The organism is Aquabacterium sp. T101, from assembly GCF_057219775.1.
On sequence record NZ_JBXVVZ010000003.1, the window covers coordinates 223,047 to 235,485 of the forward strand.

Below are 12,439 nucleotides of genomic sequence, written 5' to 3' on the forward strand. Positions count from 1 at the left end.
GGCAAGGCGCAAGTGGCAACGCACGAGCGGCACGCCCGATGAGCACCGAGGTGGCCCTGCGCGCGCTGGCGCTGTGCGTGGTGCTGGCCGGCGCCGAGACGCTGCACGGCATCGCCCGCACCGTGCTGGTGGTGCCGCGCATCGGCAAGGAACGGGCGCTGCGCTGGAGCATCGTGTCGGGCTCGCTGCTGGCCTTCGCCGTGTGCTGGCTGCTGGTGCCGGGGGTGGGCCTGCGCGGCACGTTGCCGCACCTGGCGCTGGGCCTGGTGCTCGCAGCCTTCATGGCCGCCTTCGACCTGGCGATGGGCCGCTGGGTGATGCGGCGCCCCTGGCGCAAGGCGCTGGCCGACTTCGACCCGTCCACCGGCAACCTGCTCGTCGTGGGGCTGGTGCTGCTGGCCGGCTTTCCGGCGGCCGTGCACCTGCTTCGCGGCGGCGCCTGACGTGGCAAGGTTCCTTGTCGGCGGCCCGGCGCGGGCCGACCATGGCGCATGACCTTCGCGCTCGTCGCCGCCGCCGCCTGCATCGCCTTCGTGGCCGCCGTGGGCCTGCTGTTCGGCCAGCTCTTCGCCGGCCACTTCTCGGTCACGGCCAGCGTGGCCGGCGTGGCAGGGCTGGTGGCGGCCGCGTCGGCCCTGGGCCTGACGGCCGGCGCCCGCTGGGCGCCGCGCGCGGGCTGGGCCGGCAGCGTCGTGGCGCTGGTGGCCACGCTGCTGGACGCGGCGCACTACTACTGGAAGCTCGACATCCCCGGCAACTACTACGGCTGGGGCCAGATGGGGCCGTTCTGCGCCAGCCTGCTGTTCGTCGCGTTCGCCGCGCGGCGGTCGCGTCGCGAGGGGCCCGACGCCACCCGGTGACAATGCGCGCTCCCATCCGCCTGGAGCCCGCACGATGAAGACCCGCGCAGCCGTCGCCTGGAAGGCCGGTGCCCCGCTGACGATCGAGACGGTGGACCTGGAAGGCCCGCGCGAGGGCGAGGTGCTGGTGGAGGTGAAGGCCACCGGCATCTGCCACACCGACTGGTACACGCTGAGCGGCGCCGACCCCGAGGGCCTGTTCCCGGCGATCCTCGGCCACGAGGGTGCCGGCGTGGTGCAGGAGGTGGGCCCGGGCGTGCCCTGGCTGCAGCCGGGCGACCATGTGATCCCGCTCTACACGCCCGAGTGCCGGCAGTGCAAGTTCTGCCTGTCGCGCAAGACCAACCTGTGCCAGGCGATCCGCGCCACGCAGGGCAAGGGCCTGATGCCCGACGGCAGCTCGCGCTTCAGCCTGGGCGGCAAGCCGCTGCTGCACTACATGGGCACCAGCACGTTTGCCAACCACATCGTGGTGCCGGGCATCGCGCTGGCGAAGATCCGCCCCGACGCGCCCTTCGACAAGGTCTGCTACATCGGCTGCGGCGTCACCACCGGCATCGGCGCGGTGCTGTTCACCGCCAAGGTGGAGGCGGGCGCCAACGTGGTGGTGTTCGGCCTGGGCGGGATCGGGCTGAACGTGATCCAGGGCGCGCGCATGGTGGGCGCCGACCGCATCATCGGCGTGGACATCAACCCCGCGCGCGAGGCAATGGCGCGCCGCTTCGGCATGACCCACTTCGTCAACCCGAAGGACGTGCCCAACGTGGTGGACCACATCGTGCAGCTCACCGACGGCGGCGCCGACTTCAGCTTCGAGTGCATCGGCAACACGCAGGTGATGCGCCAGGCGCTGGAGTGCACGCACAAGGGCTGGGGGCGCAGCATCATCATCGGCGTGGCCGAGGCCGGTGCCGAGATCAGCACGCGACCGTTCCAGCTGGTGACCGGCCGCAAGTGGGAGGGATCGGCCTTCGGCGGTGCGCGCGGCCGCACCGACGTGCCGAAGATCGTCGACTGGTACATGAACGGCCGGATCAACATCGACGACCTGATCACCCACAAGCTCAGGCTCGAGGACATCAACGAGGGCTTCGCGCTGATGAAGCGCGGCGAGTCGATCCGCTCCGTGGTCGTGTACTGATCTTCTGTCCATGCAGGCCCTCGAGCACTGGCGCGTGGATGCCGGCGACGCCGACATCGCCACGCTCGACATCCCGCCGGCGCTCGGGCGGGTGCGCCGCTTCCACGTCGACGTGCGGTTCCAGGTGCGCTGCCCCGCGGACGCGGACGGTGCCACGCATGCCATGACGGTGGAAGTGAACGGGCGCCGCGAGTGGTCGCGCCAGCTCCCGACCCACAACCCCGGCCAGACCGACAGCCTGGACTACCACTTCCGTATCGACGTGCCCGAGCGCGCGGCGCTGCGCGTGCGTGCCGCCACGCGCGTGCGGGGCGCGCAGCGAGAGCGCCTGGTGATCGAGGCGCAGGAGCAGTGAGCATGTCGGCCGACCTGCCCTTCAGCGCCGCGGCCGAGCGCAACCGCGGGCCGATCCTGCAGGTGCTGCAGCGACTGCTGCCGCCGCGTACGCGCGTGCTGGAGATCGCCTCGGGCACCGGCCAGCATGCGCAGCACTTCGCGGCGGCGGGCGCGGGCTGGGACTGGCAGCCCACCGACGCCGACGCGTCGATGCTCGCGGCCATCGACGCGCGCTGCGCCGGCCTGGGCGGCGTCGCGCCGGCGCTGCACCTCGACGTGCTGGCGCCCGACTGGCCGGTGGCGGCCGCGTCGCTGGACGCGGTCTACTGCGCCAACATGCTGCATATCTCGCCCTGGCCCACCTGTGCGGCGCTGATGGCCGGCGCGGCGCGGTGTCTCGCGCCGGGCGGGCTGCTGCTGGTGTACGGCCCGTTCTTCGTGGACGGTGTGCCCACATCGTCCGGCAACCTGGCCTTCGACGCCGACCTGCGCGCGCGCGACGCGCGCTGGGGCCTGCGCACGGTGGCGGCGGTGCAGCGCGAGGCGTCGGCGCAGGGGCTCACCCTGCTGGAAGCGGTGCCGATGCCGGCCAACAACCTGTCGCTCGTGTTCCGCCGGGGCTAGACGATGCGCAAGCCTGCAACCGGCGGCCTGGTCTTTTCGACCGAAGGCGGGCGCATGTGCCCGCAGTGCCGGCGCCCGCTGGCGGCCTGTGTCTGCGCCGCGCAGGCCGCCGCGCCGAAGGGCGACGGCGTGGTGCGCGTCAGCCGCGAAAGCAAGGGCCGCGGCGGCAAGACGGTGACGCTGGTGCGTGGCGTGGCGCTGGCGCCCGACGCGCTGGCGGCGCTGGGCAAGCGGCTGCGCAGCGCCTGCGGCAGCGGCGGCACGGTCAAGGACGGCGTGATCGAGGTGCAGGGCGACCACGCCGACCGCGTGGTGGCCCTGCTGCAGGCCGAGGGCATCGGCCAAGTCAAGCGCGCGGGCGGCTGAGCGCCGCGCGCGCGGCGGCGGCTTATTGAGCCTGCTGGATGCCGGCGATAGCCCAGGGGCGGCTCTCGTCCTGCGGACGCACCAGGTGCCACACCTCGTCGAAGGCCTGCGCGTCGGCGCCCGGCTCTTCGCGGATCAGGCCGGTGAAGCGCACGCTGACGATCTGGCGCGAGTCCTCCTGGGCGAAGTCCACCAGCGATGCATCGACCTTGACCACGTCGGTGGTCTGGCGCGCGTCGCCGCGGTCCTGCAGGTCCAGCCGCAGCGCGGCGAACAGCTCGGGCGTGGTGAAGTTGCGCAGGTCGTCCAGGTCGGCTGCGTCGTTGGCGGCCTGCATGCGAACGAACAGCATGCGCGCCAGGCGCTCGAAGCCTTCGGAGTCGAAGCCGGCCGGCAGCACGGGGGCCGACGCCACGGTGGCGGCGGGCGCGGTGACGCCCGGCACGGCCATCGGCGGCTTGAGGGCCGAGCCGATCTCCGGCGCGAGCGCGCTGCGCTGCATGCCCGGGCGCTCGTCGACGAACACCGGCGGGGCCGGGCGCGCGGCGGGCGCGGCCGAGGCCGTGGCCAGGGCCGGCTGCGGGCCGGCATTGCCGAGGAAGCGGCGCATCAGCAGGCGGATCACGATGAAGGCCACCAGTGCCAGCAGCGCGATCATCACGAAGTTGGCGAGTTCCTCGCCCATGCCGAGGTGGCTGAACAGGGCGGCGATGCCCAGGCCGGCGGCCAGGCCGGCGATCGGGCCCATCCACGAGCGCTTGGGCGCGGCGGCTGCCGCGGCCCCGGCCGTGGCCGGTGCGGCAGCGGCGGCCGGTGCCGGGTTGGCGGGCGCGGCCGCCGGCGGCGTCGCCGGCTTGTCGGGGGTGGCGCTGCGCTGCATGCCGGAAGACTTGGCGCCGCCCAGGCGCTTGGCCTCGGCCGGCTCGGGGGCCGTCGCGAACACCAGGCCCGCGGCCAGGGCGGCCATCCACAGGAAGCTCTTCATCGTCCGTCCTCGTCGTAACTCAGGGTGAAGGACTCGTGCGCGTCGGGCGCGCGCGAGGCGAGCGGAGTGTGCGCCATCGGCGCTGGCCCCGGAAAGCGTAGGGGGATGGGCCGGCCGGGGGCGTCGACCGCCGTACCGGTTGCGGTCGTTCGCCTGCAAGGGTTGGCGCCAGCCCAGGGCGCTGGGTGGCCGCTGCGTTCATGTCAGCTCCTGGCCGGGCGCCGGAATTGGCTGGAGGCCGCTTCCTGAAAACCCAGTCGCGATGGACCCGTCTGCGCGTGGGCAACAGCACTGGCGCGCCACGCGGCGCCAAGGCCTCAGGCGTGCGCCGGCTGCGGCGGCAGCTCGATGCGCACTTCCAGCCCGTGCGGCGAGTGTCGCGGCTGCGCGAAGCGCACCTCCACCTCGCGCGGGGCGACCTTCACGTACTTGGCCACCACGAGCTGCAGCTCGCGCTGCAGCGCGGGCAGGTAGTCGGGGGCGCGCGGTGCGCGCGACGCGCGCTGCTGCGAGATCACCACCTGCAGCCGCTGCTTGGCCAGCTGGGCCGAGTTGCGGTTGCTGCGGCCGAGGAGAAAGGACCACCAGGCCATCGCGCTCAGGCCCCCGTCTGGCGCGCAGGGCGCGCGAACAGGCGCTGGAAGAAGCCGGGCCGGGCCGGCTCGGTGGTGAAGCGCATCTCGCGCGCCTCGCCGAGGAAGCGGCGCACCACGTCCTTGTAGGCCTCGGCCACCGGGCTGTTGGCCATGTGGATCGCGGGCACGCCCTGGTTGGACGCGTTGAGCACGGCCTCCGACTCGGGCACCACGCCGATCAGCGGCACGCGCAGGATGTCGTGGATGTCGTCGATCGACAGCATCTGGCCGCTGGCCACGCGCGCCGGGTCGTAGCGCGTGACGAGCAGGTGCTCGCGCACCGGGTCCTTGCCGTCGATCGCGCGCTGCGTCTTGGACGCGAGCATGCCCAGGATGCGGTCGGAGTCGCGCACCGAGGACACCTCGGGGTTGGTCACGACGAGCGCCTCGTCGGCGAAGTGCATCGCCAGCAGGGCGCCGTTCTCGATGCCGGCGGGCGAGTCGCACACGATGTACTCCATGCCCATGTCCGACAGCTCGTCGAGCACGCGGCGCACGCCGTCCTTCGTGAGCGCTTCCTTGTCGCGCGTCTGGGACGCGGCCAGCACCGACAGGTTGTCGCAGTGCTTGTCGCGGATCAGGGCCTGGTTGAGCTTGGCCTCGTCGTGGATCACGTTGACCAGGTCGTACACCACGCGCCGCTCGCAGCCCATGATCAGGTCGAGGTTGCGCAGGCCCACGTCGAAGTCGATCACCGCCGTCTTGTGTCCGCGCAGGGCCAGGCCGGAAGCGAAGCTGGCGCTGGTGGTGGTCTTGCCGACGCCTCCCTTGCCGGAGGTGACGACGATGATCTTGGCCATCGGGTGCAGGTCCTTGTACGGGGGTGAGTGGGAAAGCGTTGCCGGATCAGCCCAGTCGCTCGACGATGATCTCGCCGTGCGCCAGCCGCACCATCGCCGCGCCGCCCATCAGGCCCTCGGGCAGGCCCGAGTCGGTGGTGCGGTGCACGTCGGCGATGGCCAGCACCTGGGCTTCCATCCGGTGGCAGAAGATGCGCGCGTCGGCATTGCCGGCCTTGCCCGCATGGGCGCGGCCGCGCAGCGGCGCGTAGACGTGGATGTGGCCGTCGGCCATGACCTCGGCGCCGTGGCTGACCAGCGCCAGCACGATCAGGTCGCGGTCGCGCGCATAGACCTGCTGGCCCGAGCGCAGCGGCTTGTCCACCACCAGCGGCGGCAGCGGCGCGAGCTGCACTTCCACCACGCGCTCGATCACCTCGGGCGGCGGCGGCACCTCGCGCGGCTGCGGGCGCGCGCCCTCCGGCGCTTCCAGCAGGCCGGCCGCGACGGCCGCGGCCGCCTGCTCGGGCGTGCCGCCGCGCACGGCCAGCGGGCGCATGCGATGGCGGCGCAGCAGCGCCACCAGCGCGTCGAAGTCCAGCGGCGGCTCGGCGTCGCGCACGCAGGCGAGGTCGATCGCCACCGGCTCGTCGTCGAACAGGCCCGGCATCACCGAGGCCCGCTGCTCCAGCTCGTCGGCGAGCGCGTCGAGGTCGGTGGTGCGCAGCACCACGGCCATCAGCGTGAGCGCCGCGCTCTTGAGTTCGAGACGGGCGGAATGACTCTCGCTGCAGACGACGGCGTTCATGCAAGGCCAGTGGAGGGGGAAAAACGATTCTATCGACGGGGTTTGCGCCGACCTTGCAGCACCGGGTGCACCCCGGGGCATTCACTGCGCTCATCCTGGGGGCTTGACACGTCCGCAGTGGTCTGCCAATCGATCCAAAGTGGGCCTGCCGCTTGAGATGGATGTCGTGGCAACCTAGCGCCCGTGACGATCCACGACTACGTCATCGTTGGCGCCGGATCGGCCGGCTGCGTGCTGGCCCATCGCCTGTCACAGGGTGGCCGCCACCGTGTGCTCCTGCTCGAAGCGGGTGGCAGTGACGGCTCGCTGCGTGTGCAGGTACCGATCGGCTATGGCTTGTCCTTCCATGACCCTGCGCTGAACTGGCGCCTGCACACCGAGCCCGAAGCAGCGCTTGCCGGCCGGCGCGGCTATTGGCCGCGCGGCAAGGTCCTTGGCGGCTCGAGCTCGATCAATGCCATGGTCTACATCCGCGGGCAGGCCGACGACTATCAGCGCTGGAGCGATGCGGGCAACCCGGGCTGGGGCTTCGCGGACCTGCTGCCCTACTTCCGCCGCATGGAGAGCTTCCCGGGTGGCGACGGGGCCTGGCGAGGTCGCGATGGCCCGCTGCGCGTGAGCGACGTCTCGCACGAGGTGCATCCGCTGTGCGATGCATGGCTGAGCGCTGGCGAACAGCTCGGCCTGCCGCGCAATGCGGGCTTCAACGGCGCCATCGCGGAAGGCCTGGGCCTGTACGAGATCACGATGCACGGCGGCCGGCGTATGTCCACCGCGCGCGCCTATCTGCATCCGGCACGGCGCGACGGCCGGCTCGACGTGCGCACCGGGGCGCTGGCCACGCGCATCGAGTTCGACGGGCGCCGGGCGGTCGCCGTCCACTACCGCTGCGGCGGCACGCTCCAGCGCGCCGTGGCCGCGCGCGAGGTGATCGTCTGTGCGGGGGCCGTGCACTCCCCGCTGCTGTTGCAGGCCTCCGGCGTGGGGCCGGGCGAGTGGCTGCAGGCCCTGGGGATCCAGATCCTGCACGAACTGCAGTCCGTGGGCCGCCACCTGCAGGACCACCTGTGCATCGATCACCTGTACCGCTCCCGTGTGCCGACGCTCAACGACTCATTGCGACCCTGGCACGGCAAGCTGCGCGTCGGCCTGCGCTATCTGCTGACGCGGGGCGGCCCGCTTGCCCTGAGCGTCAATCAGGGGGGCGGCTTCGTGCGCTCGTCACCGGAGGCCGCGCGGCCCGATCTGCAGCTTTACTTCTCGCCGCTCAGTTACACGAGGGCGGTACCCGGCAAGCGCGCACTGATGAGCCCCGACCCGTTTCCCGGGTTCCTGCTCAGCGCGCAGCCTTGCTGGCCGGCCAGTCGGGGCCAGCTGCGGTTGCGCACGCCGGACATCGGGGAGCCGCCGCTGATCGAGCCGAACTCGCTGTCGGCACCTGAAGACATCGAAGCGCTGGTGGCCGGTGCGCAGTGGCTGCGCCGGCTGGCCGCGACGCCGGCGCTCTCGGCCGTGATCGATCAGGAGTTGAAGCCAGGGGGCGCCGTGCAGTCGCGTGAGGCGCTGGAAGAGGACATCCGCCACCGCGCGTCGACCGTGTTCCACCCCGTCGGCACCTGCCGCATGGGCCCCGATCCTGCCCATGCCGTCGTGGACGCACGTCTACGAGTGCACGGTCTCGACGGCTTGCGCGTGATCGACGCGTCGGTCTTCCCCCACATCACCTCGGGCAACACCAACGCACCGACGATCATGGTGGCCGAGAAGGGTGCCGACCTGGTGCTCGCCGACGCCCGATGAGCACCTATCCGGAGATCGACTCTTGACCCAAGCGCTCTTCACGTCAGACTCGAAGCTCGCGCCTTACTGGTGGGACCGGGTGCCCCGCCCGGAGCTCGAGCCGGTCGACTGGCCGGCCGCGGTCGACGTGCTGGTGGTGGGTTCGGGCTACACCGGCTTGAACGCCGCCCTGCAGACGGCTCGCGCCGGTCGGCACACGCTCGTGCTCGACGCCGAGGACGCGGGTTACGGCTGCAGCACACGCAACGGCGGTCAGGTCTCCACGAGCATCAAGCCCGGGTACGCGCAGCTCGCGCGCCGCCACGGCGAAGCGCTGGCGCGCGAGATCCTGCTCGAAGGCCGGCGCTCGCTGGCATGGCTCGGCGGGTTCATCGCCGACGAGGGCATCGACTGCGACTACCGCGTCGTCGGGCGCTTCCATGCGGCGCACAACGCCCGCCAGTTCGACCTGCTCGCGCATGCGGCGCAGAACCAGACGCCGGGCCTCGAGGTGCCGGTCGAGGTGGTGCCGCGCGCCGAGCAGCACCGGGAGCTCGGCACGGACGCCTACTGGGGAGGCGTGGTCTACCAGGCGCATGCCAGCGTCGATCCTGCGCGCTACCACCAGGGCCTGCTGCAGCGCGTTCGTTCGGCCGGAGGGCTCGTGGTGCCGCGCTGCCCGGCGACGCGCATCGAGCGCGACGGCGCGGGCTTCGTCGTGAACACGGCGCGCGGCCCGCTGCGCGCGCGCGAGGTGGTGATCGCCACCAACGGCTATACGGGCACCCTGACACCCTGGCTGCGGCGACGCGTGATCCCGATTGGCAGCTACATCATCGCCACCGAGCCGCTGGCGCCCGAGCAGATGCGCCGTCTGATGCCGCGGGACCGGATCGTCAGCGACACGCGCAAGATCGTCTACTACTACCGCACGTCGCCGGACCGCAGCCGCATCCTCTTCGGCGGTCGCGTCTCCACCGACGAGACCGATCCGCGCATCAGCGGCCCCCTGCTGCACGCCGACCTGGCGGCGCTGTTTCCCGAACTGCGCACGGTGCGCATCAGCCACTCGTGGTGCGGCTTCGTCGCCTACACCTTCGACGAGCTCATGCACATCGGCCGGCACGAGGGCGTGCACTACGCGATGGGCTACTGCGGCTCCGGCGTGGGCATGGGCAGCTACCTGGGCATGCGCCTCGGGCAGCAGGTGCTCGGACTGGACGAGGGGCGCACCGCGTTCGATGGCCTGGCGTTCCAGACCCGGCCCTTCTACCGCGGCAGGCCCTGGTTCCTGGCGCCGTCGATACGCTACTACCGCTGGCGCGACGCGCGGCCCTGACCATAGCGCTGCGACAGCATCAGCAGCACCGTCGTCACGACGATCATCAACGTGGAGATCGCGGCGATGGTCGGGTCGATCTGGTCGCGCAGCGCATTGAACATGTTGCGTGTCAGCGTGGAGTTGTCGCCGCCGGCGATGAACAGGGCCAGAATCACCTCGTCGAAGGAGGTCAGAAACGACAACAGCGCGGCGCTGACCACCGAGAACCGGATCTGCGGAAGGGTCACCGACCAGAAGGCTCGCGCACGAGATGCACCCAGGCTTCGCGCCACCATTTCCTGGTTCATGTCGTAGTTCTTCAGCGCCGAGGCGACCATCAGCATCACCAGGGGTAGCGCGAGCATGGTGTGCGCCAGCACGATGCCCATCAGCGAGTTCACCAGCTTGAGCTTGACGTAGACGTAGAACACGCCGATGGCGACCAGGATCACCGGCACGATCATCGGCGTCAGCATCAAGGTGTTGACCAGCCGTGCGGCCGGCAGCCGCGACGCGAAGAGTCCGTAGGCCGCCAGCGTGCCCAGCGGCGTGGCCACGAGCATCGTCAGCGCCCCTGCCTGGAACGAGGTGACCGTGGCCTGCATCCAGGCTGCGGAGGCGAAGTAGTTTCGGTACCAGCGCAGCGACCACTCGCGCGGCGGGAACTCAAGGTACTGCGACCCTGAGAAGGACATCGGCACGACGATCAGCGTCGGCACCGCAAGGAACGCCAGCACCAGGGCAGCGATCGCATACAGCCACAGGCGCTGGCGGTGCGTGACCTGCGTGTCCGACGCCGCGCTCTCGAGCCAGCCCTTCATGCGTGACCACCGCCGAACAGGCGTTCGAGTCGGATCAGGCGCGTGGCGATCCACAGTAGCACCAGCGTCAATGCCAGCAGGACCACGCCTAGTGCACTGGCGGCTCCCCAGTTGAAGAAGAGCTCGATGTCGTTGGCGATGTGGTTCGACACCATGATCACCTTGCCGCCGCCGAGCACCGCTGGCGTGACGTAGAAGCCAAGGGAGAGAATGAAGACGATCAGCGTGCCGGCCGCCAGCCCCGGCAGGGACAAGGGCAGGAACACGCTGCGGAAGGCCTGTGCCGGACTGGCGCCCAGGCTCGACGCGGCGCGCATGTAGTCGCCGCTGATGCTGCGCATCGCCCCCAGCACCGGCAGCACCAGGAACGGAAGCATGATGTGCACCATGCCGATCAGGGTGCCGGTGAGGTTGTGCACCAGCGCCAGCGGCTCGTCCCACCAGCCCAGGCGAATCCCCCACTCGTTGATCAGGCCTTTGCGCTGCAGGAGCACGAGCCAGGCATAGGTGCGCACCAGCAGCGATGTCCAGAAGGGCAGCAGCACCGCGATCATGCAGAGGTCGGCGACGCGGCGAGGCATCTGCGACAGTGCATAGGCCAGCGGGTAGCCCAGCAGGACGCACAGCGCGGTCGTGATGAAGCTGACCTTGAAAGTCATTACGAAAGTGCGGCCGTAGGAGGGCCGGTCGAGCATGCGCCGGTAGTGCTCCAGCGTGAGGCTGCCGTCGTCACCGACGAAGGAAAGGCCGAACAGCCAGGCCATCGGCAGCAGCATCGTCACGGCAACGAGCAGCAACGCCGGCGCGCTCAGGCCGAGCAGGCCCCAGCGTTCGCGGCGCTCGTCGCGGCGCAGCCCCTTGGCGTGGAGGTCCTGCGGAGCGGCGATGTCCATCGGCTCAGGATTCGTCGGCCAGCAGCCGGGTGTCGTCGATGGAGAACCCGAGCCGCACGGCCTCGCCGACGGCCGGCAGCCCCCCCCAGGTTCCGGTCTGCGCCACACCGCGGGCGCTGACAGCGCTGCCATCGGGAAGCCGGGCCTGCAGAAGGACGCTGTCGCCCTGGTAGATCAGTGCGTCGACGCGCGCCTGCAGGACGTTAAAGCCTTCGGCGGGGTCGTTGCCGCTGAGCACGCGCAGACGCTCGGGTCGCAGCAGCAGCAACGCACGCTCGCCGGGTGGCGTTGTACCGCCAGTGCGCAGTGGTTGGCCGGCGCACCGCCAGCCGCTCCCTTCCCGGTGTGCCGGCAGCAGGCTCGACTCGCCGATGAACTCGGCGACGAAGCGGGAGACGGGCTGCTCGTACAGTGCGCGAGGCGTGTCGAGCTGCACGATGCGGCCGCCGTTGACCACCGCGACGCGATCGGACATCGTCAGCGCCTCCCGCTGGTCGTGCGTGACGTAGATCGTGGTCGTGCCGAGCTTCTGGTGCAGCTGACGCAGCTCGATCTGCATGCGCTCGCGCAACTGCTTGTCCAGCGCCGACAGGGGCTCGTCCATCAGCACGATGCGCGGTTCGAAGACGATGGCCCGCGCCAGCGCGACACGCTGCCGCTGGCCTCCGGACAGCTCGTCGATGCGGCGACTGCCGAAGCCCCCGAGCTGTACCGTCTCCAGGGCCGCCTGCACGCGGTGCGCCTGCTCGTCCCGAGGCACGCCGCGCAGCTTGAGCGGGTAGGCGATGTTTGCCGACACGTCCATGTGCGGGAACAGCGCATAGTTCTGGAACACCATGCCGATGTCGCGCCGGTGCGGCGCCAGGCGCGTGACGTCCTGGTCGCCGAACAGCAATTGGCCCTGGTCCGGCCTCAGGAAGCCGGCCAGCACCATCAGCAGCGTGGTCTTGCCGGATCCCGACGGACCCAGCAAGGTCAGGAACTCGCCGCTGCGTACCTGCAGGTCGACGTCGTCGAGCGCCCGTACCGGGCCATAGGCCTTGCGTAGCCCGCGCAGCGTGATCGTCAGGGCCTGGCGCTGCATGCGGACG

Annotated in this window: 15 protein-coding genes; 8 read left to right on the plus strand and 7 right to left on the minus strand. The window is 71.0% G+C overall.

Annotated elements, in window-relative coordinates; genetic code table 11:
- Nucleotides 1–38: 38 nt before the first annotated feature.
- The 6 genes from AC2EAQ_RS10880 to AC2EAQ_RS10905 are packed head-to-tail and all read left to right on the plus strand — an operon-like array spanning nt 39 to nt 3,327.
- On the plus strand, nt 39–443 hold the full coding sequence (locus AC2EAQ_RS10880) for a hypothetical protein (protein WP_484643365.1): 405 nt from the start codon (nt 39–41) through the stop codon (nt 441–443).
- A 48-nt stretch (nt 444–491) separates the two neighbouring features.
- Nucleotides 492–860 (plus strand): hypothetical protein, encoded by a 369-nt coding sequence (locus tag AC2EAQ_RS10885; protein WP_484643368.1) that lies wholly within the window; start codon nt 492–494, stop codon nt 858–860.
- Between the two features lie 34 nt (nt 861–894).
- Nucleotides 895–2,001: an S-(hydroxymethyl)glutathione dehydrogenase/class III alcohol dehydrogenase gene (locus AC2EAQ_RS10890; protein WP_484643370.1), complete on the plus strand. Its 1,107-nt coding sequence runs from the start codon at nt 895–897 to the stop codon at nt 1,999–2,001.
- 10 nt (nt 2,002–2,011) lie between these two features.
- Nucleotides 2,012–2,356 carry a hypothetical protein gene (locus AC2EAQ_RS10895; protein WP_484643372.1) on the plus strand — a complete coding sequence of 115 codons (345 nt, stop codon included), beginning with the start codon at nt 2,012–2,014 and terminating at the stop codon, nt 2,354–2,356.
- 2 nt (nt 2,357–2,358) lie between these two features.
- Nucleotides 2,359–2,961, plus strand: coding sequence for a DUF938 domain-containing protein (locus AC2EAQ_RS10900; protein WP_484643374.1), 603 nt, complete (start codon nt 2,359–2,361; stop codon nt 2,959–2,961).
- 3 nt (nt 2,962–2,964) lie between these two features.
- The gene (locus tag AC2EAQ_RS10905; RefSeq protein WP_484643378.1) at nt 2,965–3,327 is read left to right on the plus strand and encodes a translation initiation factor Sui1; all 363 of its coding nucleotides are present in this window, start codon (nt 2,965–2,967) and stop codon (nt 3,325–3,327) included.
- Between the two features lie 22 nt (nt 3,328–3,349).
- Here AC2EAQ_RS10905 and AC2EAQ_RS10910 read toward each other — a convergent pair whose 3' ends face one another.
- From AC2EAQ_RS10910 to minC, 4 genes are all read right to left on the minus strand, one after another.
- A complete protein-coding gene (locus tag AC2EAQ_RS10910; RefSeq protein ID WP_484643381.1) occupies nt 3,350–4,312 on the minus strand; it encodes a Tim44 domain-containing protein in 963 nt (320 codons plus the stop codon).
- Nucleotides 4,313–4,629: 317 nt separating this feature from the next.
- A complete protein-coding gene (gene minE / locus AC2EAQ_RS10915; protein ID WP_484643385.1) occupies nt 4,630–4,905 on the minus strand; it encodes a cell division topological specificity factor MinE in 276 nt (91 codons plus the stop codon).
- Between the two features lie 5 nt (nt 4,906–4,910).
- Nucleotides 4,911–5,747: a septum site-determining protein MinD gene (minD, locus tag AC2EAQ_RS10920; RefSeq protein ID WP_484643390.1), complete on the minus strand. Its 837-nt coding sequence runs from the start codon at nt 5,745–5,747 to the stop codon at nt 4,911–4,913.
- Nucleotides 5,748–5,793: 46 nt separating this feature from the next.
- Nucleotides 5,794–6,534: a septum site-determining protein MinC gene (gene minC / locus AC2EAQ_RS10925; RefSeq protein WP_484643395.1), complete on the minus strand. Its 741-nt coding sequence runs from the start codon at nt 6,532–6,534 to the stop codon at nt 5,794–5,796.
- Between the two features lie 183 nt (nt 6,535–6,717).
- Here minC and AC2EAQ_RS10930 point away from each other — a divergent pair, with 183 nt between their 5' ends.
- Together AC2EAQ_RS10930 and AC2EAQ_RS10935 are read left to right on the plus strand one after the other, a co-directional pair.
- Nucleotides 6,718–8,334 (plus strand): GMC family oxidoreductase, encoded by a 1,617-nt coding sequence (locus tag AC2EAQ_RS10930; protein ID WP_484643400.1) that lies wholly within the window; start codon nt 6,718–6,720, stop codon nt 8,332–8,334.
- Nucleotides 8,335–8,356: 22 nt separating this feature from the next.
- The gene (locus AC2EAQ_RS10935) at nt 8,357–9,652 is read left to right on the plus strand and encodes an NAD(P)/FAD-dependent oxidoreductase (protein WP_484643403.1); all 1,296 of its coding nucleotides are present in this window, start codon (nt 8,357–8,359) and stop codon (nt 9,650–9,652) included.
- On the opposite strand, the gene AC2EAQ_RS10940 is transcribed toward AC2EAQ_RS10935, so the two are convergent.
- From AC2EAQ_RS10940 to AC2EAQ_RS10950, 3 genes are read right to left on the minus strand one after another with little or no spacing between them, the layout of a single operon-like run.
- Nucleotides 9,625–10,455, minus strand: a complete 831-nt coding sequence (locus AC2EAQ_RS10940; RefSeq protein ID WP_484643406.1) for an ABC transporter permease — start codon at nt 10,453–10,455, stop codon at nt 9,625–9,627. The genes AC2EAQ_RS10935 and AC2EAQ_RS10940 overlap by 28 nt on opposite strands.
- On the minus strand, nt 10,452–11,348 hold the full coding sequence (locus AC2EAQ_RS10945; RefSeq protein WP_484643410.1) for an ABC transporter permease: 897 nt from the start codon (nt 11,346–11,348) through the stop codon (nt 10,452–10,454). The genes AC2EAQ_RS10940 and AC2EAQ_RS10945 overlap by 4 nt, the downstream gene beginning before the upstream one ends.
- A gap of 4 nt (nt 11,349–11,352) precedes the next feature.
- Nucleotides 11,353–12,432, minus strand: coding sequence for an ABC transporter ATP-binding protein (locus tag AC2EAQ_RS10950; protein WP_484643412.1), 1,080 nt, complete (start codon nt 12,430–12,432; stop codon nt 11,353–11,355).
- Nucleotides 12,433–12,439 lie beyond the last annotated feature (7 nt).